Genomic DNA, 20,681 nt, shown 5'->3' with positions numbered 1-20,681 from the left:
AACTCGGAGTCGTGACTTCGCTCGACATGGCCCTGCCCGATCCCAACAGCGAAGCCGGGCGCATGAACTGGCAAGGCTGGTTGCGCAACGTCATGCCGCACGTTGATTTCTTCATGCCGAGCATTGAAGAGATGCTGTTGTTGTGGGATCGTGAACAGTGGGGTGAATTTCGCCGGCACGGCAACGGCATTGTCGATTCGGCGCCGATCGCATTGTACCGCGAAATTGCCGGGGGTTTGCTGGCGCTCGGCTGCGGTGCCGTGATGTTGAAAGCCGGGGCGCGCGGTATTTATGCAAAAACTGCCGATGCTGAACGCCTCCGCCGCATTTCGATACTATCTGCGCCTGCGCATCAAAATTGGGCCAATCGTGAATTGTGGAGCGCCGCATTTGCAGACGAAAATATTCAATCCGCTGCAGGCTCGGGCGATTGCGCCGTCGCGGGATTTTTGACGGCGTTGCTGCATGCGAAATCTCTGGAAGAAACTCTGCAATTCGGCAACTGCCTGGGCTGGCAAAACCTGCGCGCGCTCGATACCGTTAGCGGCGTGGGCACGCTGGCGGAGACGGAACTCTTGCTAAAAAAACTGCACCCGGTGACGACACCTTTTCTTGACCAATCCTGGCGGGCAACGGCATGCACCGGTGTGCTGGAGCGAGAATAAGCCTCGCTGCATTGCTGCAATGTCAACGTGATTTATATACCTATACACCATCTGTCATTCCGGAGTTTTGAATGCCTGTTATCGACTTCATTAAAAATGTTGACCAGCTCGAAGACGTGATGACCACGCCGTCGCCGGCTTTAATCGAAACTCTTGTGCAAACACCCGGCGACATTCTCATACTCGGCGTAAGCGGAAAAATGGGCCCGACTCTCGCGCGGCTTGCAAAAAGAGCCATCACACAAGCCGGCGCGAAGAAGCGAGTCATCGGCGTGGCGCGCTTCTCGAATGCAGCGGCCCGAGAAGAGCTGCACAAGTCAGGCATTGAGACGATTGCCTGCGACTTGCTCAATCCGCATGACATTCAACAATTACCCGACGTCGAAAATGTCATGTACATGATCGGCATGAAATTCGGCAGCACCGGGCGCGAAGCTGAAACCTGGGCCGTCAACGCTTACATTCCCGCAATCGTTACACAAAAATTCAAAAATTCACGGATCGTTTTGTTTTCGACCGGCAATGTTTATCCACTCACACCGGTCAAATTCGGCGGCAGCAAAGAGTCGGACGCTACCGGGCCGATTGGCGAATATGCGCAATCGGCATTGGCGCGCGAGCGCATCTTCGAATACTTTTGCCGCGCGCAACAAACACCGGGCGTCATTCTGCGTTTGAATTATGCCATTGATTTGCGCTATGGCGTGCTGCTCGATGTTGCGCAAAAAGTCTTTCATGGCCAGACCATCGATCTGAGCATGGGGCATGCCAATGTCATCTGGCAGGGCGATGCCAATGCCATGGCCCTGCGCTGTTTTGGCTTGACGCAAACACCGCCGTTGGTGCTCAACCTCACCGGCCCGGAAACCGTTTCCATTCGCCGCCTGGCCGAACGTTTTGGCGCATTGTTCGGCAAATCACCGGTGTTTGCGGGTGAAGAATCTGAAACGGCTTTGTTAAGTGATGCCGGTCGCTGCTTTGAATTGCTGGGCTATCCGGCAGTCGCATTGGAACAAATGATTCAATGGGTCGCGCATTGGATGAAAATCTCCGGCCCAACACTCGCCAAGCCCACCCACTTCGAAACGCGCACAGGAAAGTTCTGACGAGTAGTGGATTGATGGATTGCAGATTAAACTCCAATACTCCATCTCAGTTCACCACGCTCACCCAAGGCAATCTTTAGACACGGAATATGGCAACTTTTCCATTACCACCACCTGAAATTCTCGCGCTGCTGCGCCGCGGAGTTGTAATCCCCGCGCATCCGTTGGCGTTGAATGCACAGCGCAAATTCGATGAAAAACGCCAGTGTGCGTTGACCCGCTACTATTGCGCTGCCGGCGCAGGCGGCGTTGCCGTTGGCGTGCACACGACGCAGTTCGAAATTCGCGAACCCAAATTTGGGTTGTATGAACCGGTACTCAGTCTCGCAGCGGAAACACTCGATGGCATCGTTGCGGCGACCGGCAAAATCCTTATTCGAGTTGCGGGCATTGCCGGACCAACGGCGCAAGCGGTGCGTGAAGCAAAAACTGCCGTTAATCTTGGTTATCATATTGGCCTGGTCAGTCTGGGTGCTTTGCGTGAAGCCGGCACGACTGAGTTACTTTCTCATTTGCGCGCCATTGCGGAAATCATTCCGATTATGGGATTCTACCTGCAGCCGGCGGTGGGCGGGCGCGTGCTCAGTTTTGATTTCTGGAGGGAAGCCGCCGAAATCGAAAATCTTGTAGCAATCAAAATGGCGCCGTTCAATCGCTACTACACAATTGATGTTTTGCGGGCGGTTGCAGCCTCAGGCCGGGGCCGGGAGATTGCGCTTTACACGGGCAACGATGACAATATTGTGTTGGATTTATTGAGCGCGTTTCGCTTCGGGCTAGAACAAAGCTGCGTTGCTTTGCGCGTTGTGGGAGGGCTGCTGGGGCACTGGGCGGTGTGGACAAAAAAGGCAGTGGAGTTGCTGGAAGAAATTCATACCCTGGTGAAAAAGCAACAGGCTATTCCTTCCGAACTGCTAACCCGGGCAATCCAAATCACAGATTGCAACGCCGCATTTTTTGATCCCCAAAACAACTTTGCCGGTTGCATTGCCGGCATTCATGAAGTGCTGCGGCGGCAGGGTTTGCTGGAAGGCCGCTGGACGCTGAATCCCAATGAAGATTTGTCTCCCGGCCAGCTCGCGGAGATCGATCGCGTACATGCAGCCTATCCGCATTTGAATGATGATGTGTTTGTGATGGAGAATTTGGAGGAATGGCTGCGGTAATAACAGCGGGGATAGGTCTTCTGGGAGGAAAAGATAAGCGTAATCGTTATGCTTTGCCCTTCAATCTCATCAATTCTTCCGCTTCCGACTTGCTCTTGTAATACTCATCCAACGGATAACAACCCGAAATCAATCCATTGCGCGGGGCGGTGGTACAATCGCTGAACGTGCGGCAAATGCGCTTGCGCTGCAAGGGCTTGCCGCGTAAAATGTCCGCCGGCATTTCGGGATACGACAACACCATTCTTCCCAAACCCACAAAATCCGCCTGGCCGGTGCGAATCACATTTTGCGCCACCTGCGGCAGCCATTCCTGCAAATAGGTGTATCCTGAGCCCACAAAAATCAAATCCGGGCGATATTGTTTGAGTTTGGCCGTCACTGCAATTTGCCGTGCCACGCCGGCGAGCGGATCTTCCGGCGGCAGATAGCCATCGGAAGGCGGAAACAATGCGGGGCGTTGAATATGCGGATTGTAATAGGGGCTTCCAGCGGTAATGCATACGAGTTGAATCCTGAGCGCAGCAAGCAAATCGAGAAAGGCGCGCGGCTCGGCGAGGTCGATTTGCAAGCCGGTGGCATCAGCGCCGAATGCGTAATGATACTCCGCGCCGTTTGCGATTTCAGGCTCGCCCACGCCCTGCGCGCCGGAACGGTAAGGCACGAAATCGAACGCACTCACACGCACTGCAATTTGCAGCGCCGGCGCTTCCGTGTGTATGCCGGCAACGATCTCCCGCAAAAACCGTGTGCGGTTTTCAAAGCTGCCGCCATAACGCCCGGCGCGATCCACGGCGCTCAGGAACTCGTGGCCAAGATAGCCATGGCAATGCTTGAGATCGACGAAAGCAAAACCGGCGCGCTGTGAAAGTTTTGCTGCCGCGACAAAATCCTCCGCGAGGCGGGAAATATCATCATCATCCATGAGCGGATAAGAGGGCTGCAACCCCAGCTTGCGATCGAGAACAGGATGATGATAAAGGATCTGCGGCTCCATGCAATCTTTGCGATTGGGCTTGCAATAGCGGCCGGAATGCGTCAATTGCAATCCCACCAACAAGTCGCTGCTCGTGCCGTATTCACGCTCATGCACCATCACCAAAGTCTCACGCAACTTTGCCAGCTCGCGCAAATTCTTTTCGTTGATCAAAAGCTGATTGGGATTCGCGCGGCCCTCGTGGCGCACGGCAACAGCTTCACCGCCCCAAATCAATTTTGCCCCGCTGACCCCAAAATGCTGCCAGCGCCGCCTCGTCTCCTCGCTGGGACGTCCGTCGCTTGTGCCATCCCACCCTTCCATCGGCAAAATGCAAAAGCGATTGCCGATCTTGAAACCATTATCCAACACACACGGTTGCGCCAAAGGTGAATTTGCCCCGCTCTGCAATTCAGCGTCACAGGGCAACTCGATTCCCAATTCGGCGAGATAGCGCTGAAACTCTACGAGGGTTTTGAGTGATGCGATACGGCGGTATTTCATGGCAGGGATTTGTTTTTGGATTCACAAACGACGTAGATGAAACCCGCCATCGACGTTGATGACTTCCCCGGTGGAAAAAGGCAAGTATCCTTCTGCAATCGCGGCGACGGCTTGCGCCACGTCTGCCGGCTGACCCCAGCGGGAAATAGGCGTAAGCCCGTCTTCCAGCAAGCGATCGTATTTTTCCTTGACCGTACTGGTCATGTCGGTGGCAATGATGCCCGGCCGGATTTCATAGACATTGACGCCCTCCGCGGCGAGGCGATGCGCGAACAACTTCGTCATCATCGCAAGACCGGCTTTGGACAAACAATATTCCGCACGATTCACACTGCTGGTGTAGGCGCTCATCGAGCCGATGTTGATGATTTTGGGATCCACAATCGCGCCCGCGCGTTTGAGTTCGATCATCTTTCTCGCCACAAGTTGCGTGAGAAAGAACGGGCCTTTGAGATTGACCGTCATCAACTCATCGTAGCTTGCTTCAGTGGTTTCCAGCAAATCAACACGCTGCCGGGGCGCCATGCCGGCATTGTTCACGAGCAAATCGATTCTTCCAAAATGGCGCAGCGTTTCATGCAGCAACGCTTCACGCTCTGCAGCAACGGCGATATTCGCCTTGACCGCCAGTCCGGTTCCGCCTGCTGCTGCAATGGCCGCGACCACTTCAGCGGCCGCCTCCGCGCCATTGCGATAATTGACGACGGCCCGCCAGCCCTGTTCGGCCAGCTTCAAAGCAACAACGCGTCCAATACCGCGGCTGCTGCCGGTGATGATGGCTACGCGATTCATGAGTTCAGAGGATTGCGTCTTTTTCACGGGCTGCTTGCAGAACCTTCGCTACTGCTTCCAGAAAAAAATACTCGCCCCACATCACACTCTCATTCACCCCGAGATTTTTGCGCCAGTGATAAATGCCGTGCTTGAGAATGCCCTCCCAGCCCGGGGTTTCGGTGGCAAGAAATTCCGGTGTGGTGAGCGTATCCAAAATGCGCAGACTATAATTGCGATACAGGCGGCCGCGCGCCGGATCGCCGGTGAGTTGCGCGAGGTTCCACATGCCGCTGGCGGCAATGGCCGCCGCGGAACTTTCATAGGGTGTTTGAGGATCAGGCTCGTCCCAATCATTGGGCGGGACGCCGTGCGCGGGCGTGCGTTCGATATAAAAATTGGCGCACGCTTCCGCGGTTTGCAAATAGCGCGCATCTTTGGTGAAAGAATACACCGTGCCGAAGCCGTACAGCGCCCACGCCAGGCCGCGCGCCCAGGAGGAATCATGCCGCCAGCCTTGATGCGTGGTTTGGCGCAGGAACTCGCCGGAGGCGAGATCGAAAATGCCTTCGTGCGAGGTGCTGCCATCGCCGCGCACCAGGTATTTGCGCGTGGTCAGGCAGTGCTGATTGGCAATGCGCCAGAGTTTCTCATCATTTGTTTGTTGCGCCGCATAGAAGATAATGCCCACGTTCATCATAATATCGATAAACAAGCTTTCTTGAGACACGAATGAACGCAGATACTGGCCTTTCTCTTGAAAACGCAAGGCCAGTGTGCGGCCGGCGTCGATCACGGTTTGGTTGATCTTCGTATCACCGGTCAAATCATACCAGCGTTTCCAGGTGGAGAAAAACAGAAAACCGAGATCGTGCACATTGCGATCATTCTTGCGGTGTTCGAGCAGGCGTGAATAATGTTCCGCCTGCTGGCGCCACCAAGCCTCCTGATTGTGCGCATACAGCAGCCACATTTGCCCGCCCAGAAAGCCTTCGCACCAGTTCGTCCATACTTCACCGCCGTGCTTCCACTTGCCGTTCACGGTGTACATGGGGAAAAAATCGGGATACGCGGTGATCAGGTGGCGCAATTGCTTTTCTGCGAAACGGAAAACATTTTGGCATTTGTCAACTAAGGCGGCGTGCGGCAAGGGATTCCTCCAAGCTTTGGACAGTGGCCAGCAGGTTTATTAGCGAGGTTGGAAATTTCGTCGATTTGGTTACAAATTCTCTTCGCGCTTTTCTTGGTAGCCGAGGTATTCTTTTTTTGCCTTTATGGCATCGTTTCTTCTGCGCGAAGATTTGCCATTGTGCCTCTCGACCAGTTTCTCGATCATGGAACGCGAAGGCGCGAGCAACGCATGCAGCGCCTGCTGAAAACCTTCAAAAATATTGATGCTGCGCGTGGGCCAGAACACGCGAATCACATGCTTCATGGATTTCGACACCGGCTCATGCACGTAGTGCAGCGTCACAAACGTGCCCAGGCGCAGCAGCGCGGCCGTAACAAAGAGAAAATGAAAATGCGCCCAATGAAACCCACCGAGCGTGAGCTGCCAACCGGAAAACAGCAACGCCAAGCCGCCGCCGATGAGCGGCGCAATGGTCGCGGCAATGCCCACGACTGTGCCGTCCACAGCTATGTAATTCGCGCGGCGATTGGCGGGCGCGAGCTTGTAAACGAGATTCGGAATGGCCAGGGTATTGCCGGCGTCGAACACGCCCAGAAGATGCACGAGAATAAAAAGCCAGATTGTGTCCGGCGTCGTGAAAATCCAGAGCAGGGCAAAAAGCGCTTTGCCAATCATGCAAATTTGTAAAACCGGCTTGTTGCCGAATCTGTCAATAATGATACCCCAGGGTTTGAGGGCAAGCAGATTGGTGAGTGTTGACAGCATGGCCATGGCTGACACAAAAAAATAACTCAACCCCGCCTGGGTGAGCATATATACGCCATAAAACGCGCCGGCAATGCCCATGGAAAGATCATAGGTAATGCGAAAATAGAACAAGCGGCGGAAATTCGGATCGTGAAACGGGATTTTGAGCGATTCCCAAAACGTGAGCCGCGCAGGCGGCGGCGTAAAAGGCGGCTCGTGCATTTGCTTGATGACTCTGACCGCCCATAATCCGAAAATCATGCCGCACGAGGTGAGCACGACAAAACCGTAAGGCGCGGGGGCAAATTGCTGCGCGTTCCACCAATCAATGAATTTTCCCGCAAGCACGCCGAGAATCACGCCCAACGCCCCTCCGGCAAAGTTGCGTTGCGCGTAAAAACGCCCGCGCACTTTTTCCGGCGCGAGATCGACGAGCCAAGAAACCCAGGGCACCAAACTGAAAATGCCAAACCCCGCGCTGATCGCAAACAGAATGAAAAAAAGCCAGATTTTGTACGGCTGCAGCGCCGGAATCGGGATAAACGTCACCGCGGCGATGGCAATCCACATCAGTCTTGCCAGCGTGGCAAAATGCACGGCCATGGCTTTGCGCTGTCCGTGCTTTTCGAGCCGGCGAAAGGCGCGGATTTGCAGCAAGTTTACGCCGACTTGAATGGCGGCCAGCAGGCCGATCATAAATTCATTCGCGCCCAGACTCAGCGCAAAACCGGTAAGCACCACGCCGCCGGTAAACACACCCATGATCCCCGTGAGCATGCCTTCCCTAAATGACAGGCGCATGCTGCGCAAGTGGGTTGTTGAGCCGGCTTCTACTTCAGATATGTCAAAATGAAAAGGAGAAAAATCACGTAGCCGCATACTAACGTTTCTATATTCAACCACAGCTATCGAGCAAAATGAAAACGGCAAAGGCGGTACGCCGTCTTGTTTTCCAACGCCGCTCTAAAATTGCTAACGTTAACAGTTTTACCCAAATTTGCAAGCAGAGGAAAGGCGAATTTTTTTTGCCGAAAAGGCATGGATTTTTGAAAGGATAATGTGAAATTAAATCAATTAATTTCATGATGCCGGTTTTGCCACCAACCTCAGGACGCCTGCTATGAACTTTCACAATGCTCTGCTCAAAACCAAACGATTGCACCTTCCCGCAAAGGCCCTTCCCGTTGAAGAAACATGCGCAGCGGAATTCCAAAAATCCTTTCCGCAACTCGACGTTGTACATGACGCAGGCCCGCCGGCCGCAGCCGCCTTTCGCCTCGCGGTCGCGCAGAATGCCTCATTCGACATCGCCAAGATCAAGGCCGCAGCGCCCTCAAACAAACACTGGGCCTACGTGCGAGTAACGCCGGAGGGCGCGGGCGAATTGATCGTTTCTCACCCCGCGCTGCTCTTCGCTTATACCCTGCAATTGCTGGAGGATTGGGCCAACTCTCCCGCCGCAGAGTTCGAAAAAGGGAAATACTATACCGCCGCATTGAAATGGCATCGCCCATTGTTCGATTATTTGCTGACGCAAACCTGGCGCACGGCGCGCAATTTCAATGCAGAAGAACACATTCGCGAGTTGGCGCGCGCCGGCTACACACACGTTGAAGTAAATGGCCTGGCCATGCCGGTGCCGTTCGAAGATCCGGTCGAGGGCGAATACTATTCGCAATTTTATTCGTATTGCCCGGCGCTGGATCAGTTCGTGCACAGTGAGCTAAACAAAGGCATTTATCCCGTCGAGCATCTCACCGCGAATTTGAATTTGTTGAAGCGTTACGCCGTATTGGGAAGGAAATACGGCTTGGAACCCGGCCTCTTGTGTTTCGAGCCGCGTTCGGTTCCGGAAAAGTTTTTTTATAAATATCCCACGCTGCGCGGCGCGCGCGTCGACCACCCTTTTCGCAGCCGCCGGCCGCGATTTACCATGACGATTGCGCATCCCTTGGTGCAGGCGCATTATCGCGAGATGATGCAGAAACTTTTGCGCGCGGTTCCGGATCTCGCTTATCTCAGCATCTGGAGCAACGACAGCGGTTCGGGTTTCGAATACACCAGCTCGCTGTATGTGGGCAGAAACGGCGGCCCGTATTTGATTCGCGAATGGCGCACGCATGAACAGATCGCCGAGGTTGCCGGCAAAAACGTCGTGCGTTACATGAAAGTTTTGCGCGATGCGGCGGCCGAGCTGAATCCGGATTTCCGCGTATCATTGCGTCTCGAGCCTTTTAAAGTTGAACATGACGTGATCCTGTCAAATCTGGGCGACCATCTCGATCTCGAAGTGCCGTCATTGCTGGTGCGTGGTTATGATTTGCCTTATCATCACGACAAGTACCCCGATGTGATAGGCATCGCCGGCAGTGTGCATCATCTCAACATGGATCCGCAAGAAAAACAACTCATCCAGGAACATCAAAAACGCGGTATTGCCTCCCATCTCATCTATTCGCACGGCAATGGCTACAATTTTGAGCCGCTTCTCGGCCTGCCCTATCCTGGGATGATCTGGCAAAAGCTGCACGAAATGAAAAAAACCGGGGTGGAATATGCCGCCAATCTCGGCGGTTTCACGCCTTCGCGGCTGGCGCCTTATCACATCAACCAGGAAGTTTTTCGCGCATTCATGCTCGATCCCAATGCGCGCCTGGAAGAAGTGTTGCAACACAAAGCCGTGCAGTGGGTGGGTGAGCAAGCTGCAGCGCAACTCATTGCGCTTTGGCAGCAAACCGATGAGACGATTCAACATTTGCCGATTCTGTATTTGTTTTCCAATTTCGGCTTCGTCTGGTTGCGAATCTGGGTGCGGCCCATCGTTCCCGATTTGCTGGCGATTCCCGATGCGGAACGGCGCTATTACGAAGATTTCATGGTGAGCACGGCTAACAACACCAACTTGGTTGATCTGGGAAAAGATGTGCTCTTTGATCTGGTCACGCAAGAGTATGGCGAGAAATTTGTGCAGCGGGTTGACGAGCACGTAACCCCGCGGCTCGAAAGCGTGCTGCAACTCGCCAAGGCGCAAGCCCACAATCAACAGCTTACCGAGCAAGCGCGGCGCGTGTTTGTGGATCAATATGAACGCTTGCGCGGCCTGCGTTGCTGGATCGGCGTGCTGCGCAGCCTGTCGGCCTGGGTGGCGGGCGTACACGGCTATCTCGGGACTGACAATCAAGCCCAAAAGAAACGCTGGCGCGCGTATCTTGATGACATGATGACGCGCGATCTGCAAAACACCAAGGACTTGCTGGATTTGTGGAACACCAGTACGGTGAATTTCATGGTGGTTTCCAAAACCGGCGAGACGAGTTTTATTTATGGTGAAAATCTAGGCGAGCTTTTGCAGCGCAAAATCGAGTTGGTGGAAAAATATCGCCACGTCGAGCCGCGCATCGATATGAACATCATGTGGAAGGTTTGAGGTTTCTCAAACCTCGCTGCCGACATCAAAAAACATATCAGCAGTGCAATGGCGTCCGGCCCGCGTGCCAGACGCCATTGCAATAATCGTTTTGCATCGGGTATGTCCACTGTAATTCTGGCCCGCGTTCACAGAAGCAAAAAAAATTGTGGAAAACGGCGACGAAATCGCTTACCCTAACCCGAACAAGCCGGAACCATTTTTTTGCCACTGAGTCACGAATACCCTGAGTTTTTTTCTTGGCGCCTTCGTGATCAAAAAAATTGTTTTTTGCAAGCATGATAGATTCAAACGCACGAACAAACCGGCCGCGTGCTGGCCGAGAAAGCGGTGGCATTCGAAATCAAGGAGAAGAATTGATGATCGAAAAACCGTTGGTCGAATCCCAAGATCTGCTCAATCAACCCGGCGCGTTGCGCCAGCGCCTGGCGGAAGATGGTTATATTTTCCTGCGCGGTTTGTTGGATCGCGCGCGTCTGCAGGGCTTGCGCATGGAAATCCTGGAAATTTGCCAAAAACATGGTTGGCTGTTGCCGGGGACCAGGCTCGAGGAGGGCAAAGGTCGAGCCGATGCTTACTCCGGTTATTTCGAGTTCACGCCGGTCTATCGCGAGATGCAATACCTCGAAAATTTTCACGCCCTGGCGCACGATCCTCAAATTCTAAAAACGCTGGAAACCGCGCTGGGCGGGCCGGTGTTTCCGCATGCCCGCAACATCGCGCGCATCACCCTGCCCGGCTCGAGCAAAATGACAACGCCTTCACACCAGGATTATGTTTTCATTCAAGGAAGCCCGGAGGTTTACACCGTTTGGTTTCCGTTGAGCGATTGTCCGGTTGCGCTGGGAGGATTGGGCATTGCGCGGGGCTCACACCACGCGGGCATCTTTCCCACCAAAGAGGCGGAAGGCACGGGCGGCTTGTGCGCCGATGTTGACGAGAGCAAATACGAATGGCACAAAGGCGATTTTTTTCTGGGCGATGTGATCATGTTTCATTCGCTCACTGTCCATAAAGCTTATGACAATACCACGGCGGATTTACTGCGCCTTTCGTGCGATTTCCGCTATCAGCCCTTTAGCGCGCCGCAGGTGGTTTGGGATTCTTTCCGGCCGCACATGCAACACCACGGCTGGGAGAACATCTACAAAAATTGGAAACAAGATTCTTTAAGATTTTACTGGCATCAATACGCCTTGCAACTCGTGCCATGCGTGCATCCGGCGCAGGTCAAGCCCACGGTAAAAAGGGGTTGATCAAATAAAGAACGCCATTTAAATAACCTAGCCATATCCTGCAACCGCTAATTAACGCGAATGTACGCTAATCTATTTCTAATTCGCGTTTATTAGCGTTTATTCGCGGTTTGAGATATACGAAAGTTATTTAATTCTGATTCCTAAATCGCAAAATATAAATGCCCGCTCCTCATGCGGAAAAGCTGAAGCCGCTTCGGCGCTTCAACACAAGTCCACTCACCCGATTTTAACCATCGAGTCTTCATTTCCTATGACTACCCTTGAAAATCGCTGGAATGATTCTTCCTGCGCCGGTTTCACCGAAGAACAGTTGCTGCTTTATCGGTCCAATCTCCTCGGCTCCGATTTGCGCATCACGAATTATGGCGGCGGCAACACCTCCGCCAAGATTCATATGACAGATCCGCTTTCACAAAAAAAAGTTGACGTCTTGTGGGTAAAAGGATCGGGCGGTGATTTAGGCAGCATGAAGCTGGACGGTTTCGCAACGCTTTACATGGACAAATTGCATACGCTCAAATCACTTTACCGCGGCCTGGCCTACGAAGATGAAATGGTCGGATATCTGCCGCATTGTGCGTTCAATCTCAATCCGCGCGCAGCGAGCATCGATACGCCGTTGCATGCTTTCATCCCGCAACCTCATGTTGATCACACCCATCCGGATGCGATCATCGCGATTGCTGCTGCCAAGGACGGCGAACGCCTGACGCGCGAAATCTTTCACGGCGAACTGGGGTGGCTTCCCTGGCAACGGCCGGGCTTTGATTTGGGATTGAAACTCGAAGCCATGTGTCAGGCCAATCCCAAACTCAAAGGCATTCTGCTGGGCGGTCACGGCCTGTTCACCTGGGGCAAAACCGCGAAGGAATGTTATGAACAAACTCTGCGCGTCATCCAAACAGCCACGACCTATCTTGAGCAGCACAGCAAACGCGAAGTATTTGGCGGGCAAAAACACCAGTCGTTATCTGATGCCGCGCGTAAAGATTTTGCTATCGCTTTGATGCCGGCCCTGCGCGGCAAGTTGAGCGCAGCAAAACACAAGATCGGCCATTTCAATGACGCGCCCGAAGTGCTGGAGTTTGTGAACTCGACGCGCGCCCGCGAGCTGGCTGCGCTCGGCACTTCATGCCCGGATCATTTTCTGCGCACCAAGATCAGGCCATTGTTTGTAGATTTGAATCCGGCGGCAGATTCCCCCCTAAGCGTCATCAGCAAACTCGATGCAATGCTGCAAGAATACTGCGCGGGTTATCAAGCCTATTATGAACGCTGCCGCCGCGAAGATTCACCGGCCATGCGCGACCCTTTTCCGGTGGTGATTCTTCTGCCCGGCGTGGGCATGCTCACGTTTGCCTCAGATAAAGCAACGGCCCGCATCGCCGGCGAGTATTACGTCAACGCCATCAACGTGATGCGGGGCGCTACGGGCGTCAGTGATTATCTCAGTATTCCAGAACAGGAAGCATTCAACATCGAATACTGGCTACTCGAAGAAGCCAAACTGAAACGCCTTCCCAAACCCAAAAGTCTGGCGGGCCGGGTCGCGCTGGTCACCGGAGGAGCAGGCGGTATTGGCAAAGCCACGGCGCGCCGCTTCTTGCAGGAAAGTGCTTGTGTGGTTTTAATGGATATCGACGCGCATGCTCTTGAAGTTGCTGAAAAGGAATTGCAGAAAGAATTTGGCCGGGATGTGGTGCGAGCGGCCGTCAGCGACGTCACCGATGAGGCCTCGGTTGAACTTGCATTCCGCCGTGCGATACAAGAATACGGTGGATTGGATGTTTTAGTGTCAAACGCCGGCCTGGCTTCCGCCGCTGCTTTCGAAGAGACGACTCTGGCTCTGTGGCACAAAAATGTCAGCGTGTTGGCTACCGGCTACTTTCTCGTGTCGCGCGCAGCTTATCAAATCATGAAGACGCAGGGATTGGGCGGATCAATCGTGTTTGTGGGCAGTAAAAATGCGCTGGCAGCCTCTCCGAAAGCAGCGGCCTACAACACGGCGAAAGCGGCAGAACTGCATTTGGCGCGCTGCATCGCGCTCGAAGGCGCTGATTATGGCATCCGCGCCAACGTGGTGAATCCCGATGCGGTTTTGCGCGGCTCAAAGATTTGGTCCGGTCAATGGCGGCAGGAACGCGCACAAGCTTATAATCTCTCCACCGATGAGCTGGAAGAATTCTATCGCAAACGCAGCATGCTCAAGCGCAATGTCTTTCCGGAAGACATTGCCGAGGCGATTTACTTTTTTGCCTCGGAGCTTTCGGCAAAATCCACGGGCAATCTCCTTAACGTCGATGCCGGCCACGCGGGTGCATTCACGCGTTGATCAAGAATAAAGACCGATAGTGGCGCGACACCATAATTGATCGGGAACGCCATGTCAACTTCACAATATCTCGCTTTTGATATTGGCGCGGAAAGCGGCCGAGCAATACTGGGCGCGCTCGCGGATGGGCAATTGACCATTCAACAGATCAGCCGCTTTGCCAACGGCACGCTGGAGGTGAATGGCCATTTACACTGGAACATATACCGGCTATTTGAAGAGATCAAAAATGCATTGCAAGCGTGCGCTGCCCAACACACGGACAAACCCGCCAGCATCGCGATTGACACCTGGGCCGTGGATTTCGGCTTGGTCGGCCGCGAGGGCGACATTTTGGGATTGCCTTTTGCGTATCGCGACCATCGCACCGCCGGTATGATGGAGGAAATGTTCAAGATGGTGCCGCAGGAGCGGCTGTATCAACTCACCGGGATTCAGATGCTCCCGTTCAACACCATCTTTCAATTGCTGGCCATGGCCCGCAACCGTTCCTCGCTGCTGCAAATCGCCCAGCATTTGCTTTTCATCCCCGATCTCTTGAGCTATCTTCTTACCGGTGAAAAAAAATCCGAGTTCACACTTGCCACCACCTCGCAATTGTATAATCCCTTGAAGCACGATTGGGAGAAAGAATTGCTCAAGGCCATCGGCGTTTCGCGGGCCCTCATGCCGGAAGTTGTTGCGCCTGCCACCAGGCTTGGCGTCCTGCTTCCTGTTATTGTCCGCGAAACCGGCATGCAGCAAGTGCCTGTGGTTGCCTGCGCCAGTCACGATACTGGTTCTGCCGTGGCAGCAGTTCCGGCGCAGGGTCAGGATTGGGCATACCTCAGCTCAGGAACTTGGTCTCTCATGGGTGTAGAAGTTCATGCACCCGTAATCACGGCGCAAACACAACAACTCAACTTTACGAACGAAGGCGGAGTTTCTGGTACGTTTCGTTTGCTCAAGAACATCATGGGGCTGTGGCTGGTACAACAATGCCGCCGGGCGTGGCTAGCGCAACGTCAATACACTTACGAGGAACTCATGCAATTGGCAGCCAGCGCTGCGCCGGGCAAGGCGTGGATTGATCCCGACAGCCCGGAGTTTCTCAATCCGCCGGATATGCCTGCAGCAGTACAGGCCTACTGCCTGCGCACCGGGCAAGCAGTTCCGCAATCTCACGCTCAGATCATTCGATGTGTTTATGAAAGTCTTGCGCTCAAATACCGCCTGGTTTTGGAGCAACTGAAACAAGTTCACCCACAAAAGATAAGCCGGCTGCACATTGTCGGTGGAGGCGCAAACAACACTTTGCTGTGCCAATGGACTGCCAACGCCACCGGTTTGCCGGTGTTCGCCGGACCAACCGAGGCTACTGCCATTGGCAATATCATGGTGCAGGCTCTGGCCTCCGGGCAAGTGCAATCTCTGGCGGAGATTCGCGGCGTCGTGGCAACTTCCTTTCCGCCCGTACATTTCGAGCCACAGGAGCAAGAAGCCTGGAACGAGGCGTTTGTGCGATTTCACAAACTGGTGCAATGAGAAATGTGAAGCATTCAGCGTTAACGCAGAACCACGCTTTATGAACAGGAACTGGAGCATGAACACCTCTGCAAATCAGTCGGCTTATAAACTGGCGCAGGAAAAATATGCCGCTCTCGGCGTCGATACGGAAGCCGCGATGCAAACCCTGCAAAACATTTCGATTTCGCTGCAATGCTGGCAGGGCGATGATGTCGGCGGGTTTGAGAAGCCGGAGGCGGCACTCTCCGGCGGCGGAATTTTAGCCACGGGCAACTATCCCGGCAAGGCACGCACGGTAGCTGAGTTGCGCATGGATGCGGAGAAAGCGTTCGCTTTGATACCGGGGCGGCATCGCTTCAACCTGCATGCGATGTACGGTGAATTCGGCGGGAAAAAAGTTGAGCGCGATCAAATCCGGCCGGAGCATTTCAAGGGTTGGATGGAATGGGCCAAACAGCAAAATCTCAAACTTGATTTCAACGCCACGTGTTTTTCACATCCCAAAGCCGAGTCGGGATTCACCTTGAGCCATCGCGACAAGGCGATTCGCGAATTTTGGATGGCGCATGTGCAGCGCTGCCGCGAAATCAGCGCGGTTATGGGCCGCGAATTGGGCGGCGCTTGCCTTCACAATCTCTGGATACCCGACGGCTACAAAGATATTCCTGCAGACCGCTGGCGGCCGCGGTTTCGTTTGCGTGAAGCTTTGGATGAAATCTTCAATGTGTCATACCCGTCCAGCGCAATGAAAGACGCAGTTGAAAGCAAACTTTTCGGCATTGGCAGTGAGGCCTATGTGGTCGGCTCGCATGAATTCTATCTCGGCTATGCCCTCACTCGGGGAAAAATCATTTGCCTGGACATGGGGCATTTTCATCCCACCGAATCCGTTGCCGACAAACTGTCCGCGATTCTGCAATTCTCCCCGGAGCTCTTGCTGCACCTCAGCCGCGGTGTGCGCTGGGATAGCGATCATGTCGTCACGCTCAATGACGAGGTGCGCGCCGTGACCGCAGAAATCGTGCATAGCGGCATGATCGATCGCATTCATATCGCGCTTGATTTTTTTGACGCCAGCATTCACCGCGTGGGCGCATGGGTTATCGGTACTCGCGCCGTTATCAAAGCCTTGTTGCTCGCGCTCGTGGAACCGGCAGATAAACTGGCGGAATATGAACATGCCGGAGATTACAGCAGCCGGCTTGCTTTGCTCGAAGAAATCAAAACTCTGCCTTTCGGCGCTGTTTGGGATCAATATTGTGAGCGCATGAATGTGCCGGTGGGTATGGCCTGGCTATCAGAAATGAAATCGTATGAAGCGAAGGTGACGAGCAAACGCATGTGATCAAGCGGCGCGCAGCAGCGCCAGCATGATTTCTGCCGCTTTTTCGATGTCACGCACCGCAATGCACTCTGCTGCCGTATGAGCCTTTTCAATGTCCCCCGGCCCAAAAACAATCGTGGGAATTCCTGCCGCATTTAGAATCGAGGCATCTGTCGCGTAGTGTGCCGTTTTAAGCGCAGGCGTCCACCCGGCTGCTTGGCAGGCAGACAAAAGCTCGCAGCAGGCCAGACTGTTCTTGTCGTTGTAAACACCCGGGGCTTCGAGATACGGCGGATCGAGGCGATATTCAGCAATTTCCTGCAATTCTTGTTCAATGGCTGTCCGGATAGAATCATAATTATCGCCCGGCAGCAGGCGATGGTCAATCTCAATCGTGCAGGATGACGGCACGGTATTGACGGTTTCGCCTCCCCAAATTCTTCCAATATTCATAGTGGCGGGACCCAGCTCGGCATGATTTTTTTCAACCAAGCGTTGCGCATACGCTTCCAACCGCTTGATCACTTCTCCCATTTTGTAAATTGCGTTTTCACCCAGCCACGGCAACGCCGCATGCGCGCTTTTACCGGGCGTCGATAATAGAAATCGGCAAACGCCCTTGTGCGCGTGAATGATGTTCAACGAGGTTGGCTCACCCGCAAGGGCAAACGTCGCATTGAGATTCATCTGCGCCAATTGTCGCGCGCCGCCGAACAAATATTCCTCGTCATGGACGGCGGCGAGTAGCAAATTGCGTTTCCAGGAATATCCCTGCTTCAGCATCTGTTCGACGGCATACAAATAAACCGCCAGCGCCGATTTCGTGTCACACGAACCGCGGCCAAACAGCAATCCATTTTCTATTTTGGGATCAAACGGGGAAATGCTCATGTTTTCGTGCGAAACCGTGTCCATATGCGCCTCCAACAGCACGGTCTCTGCTTTGCCGGCATCGATTATGGCAATCACATTCGGGTGATTCGGATCAACGGACTCAATACGAACATCAACTGCCAGAGCATGCAAAAAGGTGTGAATAAACGCAGCGATTTGTTTTTCAGAATAGATTTCTCCTGAAACATTTTTCCCCATGGGGTTCACGGAAGGGATGGCAATCAATTCTCTGGCAAGCGCAACGGCGCGATGCATGTGACATACTCCCAAGCCTATCAAAAATTCAAAAACCTCGCGAGTTTAATCAATTACACAAAACTTACTCATGATAGTTGAAGCGAGCGCTGAATCCCCAGCTCCAATCCCCGTAATTCTGCCAGTCCTCGCATTCTGCCAAACAAGGAATACCCCGGATAGATATTTTTCCGAGGTTGATCGGGCAGCATGAGATGGCCATGATCCGGCCGCATGGGCATACGGTGGTCTTTTCTTCCCGCCTCGATACGGCGTTTTTGCTCGAGCAAGAGCGCCCGCATCACGCCGAACATATCCACGTTGCCCTCCAGATGATTGTCTTCAATAAAGTCGCCTTCTGGATTGCACGAGACATTTCGGAGATGAATGAAATTGATCCTATTTGCAAAATTTTCTGCCATCTCAACAAGATTATTGTCAAAGCCTGCGCCCAGCGAGCCGGTGCAAAACGTCAATCCATTCGCGTGTGAATCACAGGCCTGCAAAACCTGTTCGATATCTGCATTGTTGCGCACCACTCGGGGCAAACCTAACAGCGGCCAGGGCGGATCATCGGGGTGGATGGCCAGCAGCACGCCCGCCTCCTCGGCAACCGGCGCGATTTCTTTGATGAACGCGATCAAGTTTTCGCGCAACTCACCCTCTCCGATTTCTTCGTAGCCACGCACAGCCGTTCGCAGTTCTTCCAATGTGTAGGTTTCCAGCGAACCGGGAAGCCCCAGCAGCACGGTTTGTTTGAGTTTCTCTTTTTGACTCTCACTCAAGCCGGAGAAATATTGCCGTGCTTGCCGAATTTGAACAGTGCTATAACTGTGTTCTGCCTGCGGCCGCTGCAGGATGAAGAGATCAAACGCGGCAAACGCCTTTGTTTCAAATTTCGTGGTGATCGAGCCGTCTTTGAATTCCACTTGAAGATCGGTGCGCGACCAGTCGAGAATCGGCATGAAGTTATAGCACACAATGTCAATGCCGCATTTTCCCAGATTTCGTATCGACAGAGCATAATTCTCCAGACCGCGCCGATAGTTGTCTTTTCTCTTTTTTATATCTTCATGAACCGGAACACTCTCAGCCGCGGACCAGGTCAGTCCTTCCGAGGCAATGATCGCTTTCCGCTTTAGAATTTCTTCGACTGGCCAGACTTCGCCAACGGGAATCTGATGCAATGCCGTGACAATGCCGGTGGCGCCGGTTTGTTTGATCTCCTTGAGAGAGATGGGATCGGCCGGGCCAAACCACCGCCACGTTTGTTCAAGCGCCATGAGTCACAATCCTGAAGTGTCGAAGTTCATGGTGGAATCGTATACCACGCCATCGAACACGACATATTTGGGTCTTCGCAAATTTGAAATGCCGTTCAGCGGCGAATGCATTGTGAGAATAAAGCGGCTGCGAAATCCCGGTTTGATTTGGCCAAACCTTTCTTTGTAGCCCAGCCGCTGCGCACTGGTTCCGGTTGCAGCATTGATCACAGATATTGCCGAAAGTCCCGCATGTTCCAGCAATTCCAATTCTTCCAAAAGACCAAAACCGTGAGCGACACCGTAGGAGCCGGCATCGCTGCCGGCAATGATCGGCACACCCATTTCATGCGCCTTTTGCAGGCTCGCCGTATGTTGTTCGAGAATCCTGTGCAGATTTGAAACGACTCTTTCATCCCAACCCAGGCGCGCGGCATATTCGGTCAGCTTTTGCACCGGCGCAATGGTCGGCACCCAAGCGATTCGCCGATCGCGCATTCTCGCCAATTGGTCTGTACGAATAAAGAATCCATGTTCGACCGAATCGACTCCACCGGAAATGACACACTCGATGCCGTCATCGCCGGAGGCATGCGCAAAAGTCTGTTTGCCGAGTTCTTGTGCCGCGCGCACCAGCTCTGTTACTTCGTCGGTGGTCATTTGCGGCTCTTTATTAACTCGACCTTCTTTGAAATCTATGATGTCGGTAGCGATTAACTTAATCCGATGAGCGCCCGCATGAATCCTGGAATGCACGCATGCTTTGAGAGAAGGGTAATTTTCAAGAGGCTCCGCCATAAAGCTGCCGTATCGACCCTGGCGGTGTATCGCCGCGCCCGGACTGTCGACATAGGGCATCACCGGTTTGTCTTCGTGCGCATAAAGCTTGCCGAGCGCCAACCCGACACCGTGTCTGTCGCCCGCATCGCGAACCGCGATGATGCCGAGCCGAACAAGCTTCTCTAAGCGCGCGCGTGCCGCCCTCAATAATTCTTGGGAAGTTTGTTTGAGGTGAGCGCTGCGTTTTGCCAGATCCAACTCCGAGCCTTCCAGAAACAAATGCGCATGCGCTTCGATCAAGCCGGGCAAAAGAACATATTCGTGCAACACCGCATCCGGTCGAACTTGGCCGGGATTCAACAAATCGGCAGGCGGCAAATCGCCCAGGTATCGTATCGACTGTGCATCATAAACCAAATGAACATCTTTCAAAGGCTTCGTGCTGACACCATCGATCAGCGTACCGACACGCAGCCAGATACAGCGTTTGTTGGAAGCTTCTGGAATGATCATTTTCTTGCGGCAGTAGAGGCTTTCGGCAGGATGACTATCTCTTTGAATTTGGCGCTAACTGGCTGCAGCCATGAGAAGCCTTT

General features: G+C 53.6%; 16 protein-coding genes. 8 read left to right on the top strand and 8 right to left on the bottom strand.

Annotated elements, in window-relative coordinates; genetic code table 11:
* Positions 1-11 precede the first annotated feature (11 nt).
* From FBQ85_02920 to FBQ85_02910, 3 genes are all read left to right on the top strand, one after another.
* Positions 12-665, top strand: a complete 654-nt coding sequence (locus FBQ85_02920) for a hypothetical protein (protein ID MDL1874115.1) — start codon at positions 12-14, stop codon at positions 663-665.
* An 89-nt stretch (positions 666-754) separates the two neighbouring features.
* Positions 755-1,771, top strand: a complete 1,017-nt coding sequence (locus tag FBQ85_02915) for an NAD(P)-dependent oxidoreductase (protein ID MDL1874114.1) — start codon at positions 755-757, stop codon at positions 1,769-1,771.
* A gap of 89 nt (positions 1,772-1,860) precedes the next feature.
* Positions 1,861-2,937, top strand: coding sequence for a dihydrodipicolinate synthase family protein (locus FBQ85_02910; protein ID MDL1874113.1), 1,077 nt, complete (start codon positions 1,861-1,863; stop codon positions 2,935-2,937).
* 46 nt (positions 2,938-2,983) lie between these two features.
* On the opposite strand, the gene FBQ85_02905 is transcribed toward FBQ85_02910, so the two are convergent.
* The 5 genes from FBQ85_02905 to FBQ85_02885 all read right to left on the bottom strand — a co-directional run bounded on the left by FBQ85_02905 (position 2,984) and on the right by FBQ85_02885 (position 8,199).
* On the bottom strand, positions 2,984-4,417 hold the full coding sequence (locus FBQ85_02905; GenBank protein MDL1874112.1) for an NADH:flavin oxidoreductase: 1,434 nt from the start codon (positions 4,415-4,417) through the stop codon (positions 2,984-2,986).
* Between the two features lie 21 nt (positions 4,418-4,438).
* The gene (locus FBQ85_02900) at positions 4,439-5,209 is read right to left on the bottom strand and encodes a 3-ketoacyl-ACP reductase (protein MDL1874111.1); all 771 of its coding nucleotides are present in this window, start codon (positions 5,207-5,209) and stop codon (positions 4,439-4,441) included.
* Between the two features lie 4 nt (positions 5,210-5,213).
* Positions 5,214-6,239, bottom strand: coding sequence for a hypothetical protein (locus FBQ85_02895; GenBank protein MDL1874110.1), 1,026 nt, complete (start codon positions 6,237-6,239; stop codon positions 5,214-5,216).
* Positions 6,240-6,407: 168 nt separating this feature from the next.
* On the bottom strand, positions 6,408-7,946 hold the full coding sequence (locus tag FBQ85_02890; protein MDL1874109.1) for an MFS transporter: 1,539 nt from the start codon (positions 7,944-7,946) through the stop codon (positions 6,408-6,410).
* Positions 7,947-7,962: 16 nt separating this feature from the next.
* A complete protein-coding gene (locus FBQ85_02885) occupies positions 7,963-8,199 on the bottom strand; it encodes a hypothetical protein (GenBank protein ID MDL1874108.1) in 237 nt (78 codons plus the stop codon).
* Here FBQ85_02885 and FBQ85_02880 point away from each other — a divergent pair.
* From FBQ85_02880 to FBQ85_02860, 5 genes are all read left to right on the top strand, one after another.
* Positions 8,188-10,494 (top strand): hypothetical protein, encoded by a 2,307-nt coding sequence (locus FBQ85_02880; protein MDL1874107.1) that lies wholly within the window; start codon positions 8,188-8,190, stop codon positions 10,492-10,494. The two genes, FBQ85_02885 and FBQ85_02880, sit on opposite strands and share 12 nt — an antisense overlap.
* A 278-nt stretch (positions 10,495-10,772) precedes the next feature.
* A complete protein-coding gene (locus tag FBQ85_02875; GenBank protein ID MDL1874106.1) occupies positions 10,773-11,750 on the top strand; it encodes a phytanoyl-CoA dioxygenase family protein in 978 nt (325 codons plus the stop codon).
* Positions 11,751-12,003: 253 nt separating this feature from the next.
* Positions 12,004-14,085 carry a bifunctional rhamnulose-1-phosphate aldolase/short-chain dehydrogenase gene (locus tag FBQ85_02870; GenBank protein MDL1874105.1) on the top strand — a complete coding sequence of 694 codons (2,082 nt, stop codon included), beginning with the start codon at positions 12,004-12,006 and terminating at the stop codon, positions 14,083-14,085.
* A gap of 51 nt (positions 14,086-14,136) precedes the next feature.
* Positions 14,137-15,609, top strand: a complete 1,473-nt coding sequence (locus FBQ85_02865) for a rhamnulokinase (protein ID MDL1874104.1) — start codon at positions 14,137-14,139, stop codon at positions 15,607-15,609.
* A gap of 58 nt (positions 15,610-15,667) precedes the next feature.
* Positions 15,668-16,936: an L-rhamnose isomerase gene (locus FBQ85_02860; protein MDL1874103.1), complete on the top strand. Its 1,269-nt coding sequence runs from the start codon at positions 15,668-15,670 to the stop codon at positions 16,934-16,936.
* On the opposite strand, the gene FBQ85_02855 is transcribed toward FBQ85_02860, so the two are convergent.
* The 3 genes from FBQ85_02855 to FBQ85_02845 all read right to left on the bottom strand — a co-directional run bounded on the left by FBQ85_02855 (position 16,937) and on the right by FBQ85_02845 (position 20,598).
* A complete protein-coding gene (locus FBQ85_02855; protein MDL1874102.1) occupies positions 16,937-18,064 on the bottom strand; it encodes a M20 family metallopeptidase in 1,128 nt (375 codons plus the stop codon).
* 68 nt (positions 18,065-18,132) lie between these two features.
* Positions 18,133-19,326, bottom strand: coding sequence for a mannonate dehydratase (uxuA, locus tag FBQ85_02850; protein ID MDL1874101.1), 1,194 nt, complete (start codon positions 19,324-19,326; stop codon positions 18,133-18,135).
* Between the two features lie 3 nt (positions 19,327-19,329).
* Positions 19,330-20,598 carry a hypothetical protein gene (locus FBQ85_02845; GenBank protein MDL1874100.1) on the bottom strand — a complete coding sequence of 423 codons (1,269 nt, stop codon included), beginning with the start codon at positions 20,596-20,598 and terminating at the stop codon, positions 19,330-19,332.
* Positions 20,599-20,681: the final 83 nt, after the last annotated feature.

The organism is Cytophagia bacterium CHB2 (genome assembly GCA_030263535.1).
Lineage (GTDB): Bacteria > Zhuqueibacterota > Zhuqueibacteria > Zhuqueibacterales > Zhuqueibacteraceae > Coneutiohabitans.
This window is presented reverse-complemented; position numbering and strand designations above follow the sequence as displayed.

Coding starts and splice junctions, on each gene's coding strand:
- FBQ85_02910 (MDL1874113.1), top strand. CDS start 1,861: ATGGCAACTTTTCCATTACCACCACCTGAAATTCTCGCGCTGCTGCGC.
- FBQ85_02905 (MDL1874112.1), bottom strand. CDS start 4,417: ATGAAATACCGCCGTATCGCATCACTCAAAACCCTCGTAGAGTTTCAG.
- FBQ85_02900 (MDL1874111.1), bottom strand. CDS start 5,209: ATGAATCGCGTAGCCATCATCACCGGCAGCAGCCGCGGTATTGGACGC.
- FBQ85_02895 (MDL1874110.1), bottom strand. CDS start 6,239: ATGTACACCGTGAACGGCAAGTGGAAGCACGGCGGTGAAGTATGGACG.
- FBQ85_02890 (MDL1874109.1), bottom strand. CDS start 7,946: ATGCGGCTACGTGATTTTTCTCCTTTTCATTTTGACATATCTGAAGTA.
- FBQ85_02880 (MDL1874107.1), top strand. CDS start 8,188: ATGAACTTTCACAATGCTCTGCTCAAAACCAAACGATTGCACCTTCCC.
- FBQ85_02875 (MDL1874106.1), top strand. CDS start 10,773: ATGATAGATTCAAACGCACGAACAAACCGGCCGCGTGCTGGCCGAGAA.
- FBQ85_02870 (MDL1874105.1), top strand. CDS start 12,004: ATGACTACCCTTGAAAATCGCTGGAATGATTCTTCCTGCGCCGGTTTC.
- FBQ85_02865 (MDL1874104.1), top strand. CDS start 14,137: ATGTCAACTTCACAATATCTCGCTTTTGATATTGGCGCGGAAAGCGGC.
- FBQ85_02860 (MDL1874103.1), top strand. CDS start 15,668: ATGAACACCTCTGCAAATCAGTCGGCTTATAAACTGGCGCAGGAAAAA.
- FBQ85_02855 (MDL1874102.1), bottom strand. CDS start 18,064: ATGCATCGCGCCGTTGCGCTTGCCAGAGAATTGATTGCCATCCCTTCC.
- uxuA (MDL1874101.1), bottom strand. CDS start 19,326: ATGGCGCTTGAACAAACGTGGCGGTGGTTTGGCCCGGCCGATCCCATC.
- FBQ85_02845 (MDL1874100.1), bottom strand. CDS start 20,598: ATGATCATTCCAGAAGCTTCCAACAAACGCTGTATCTGGCTGCGTGTC.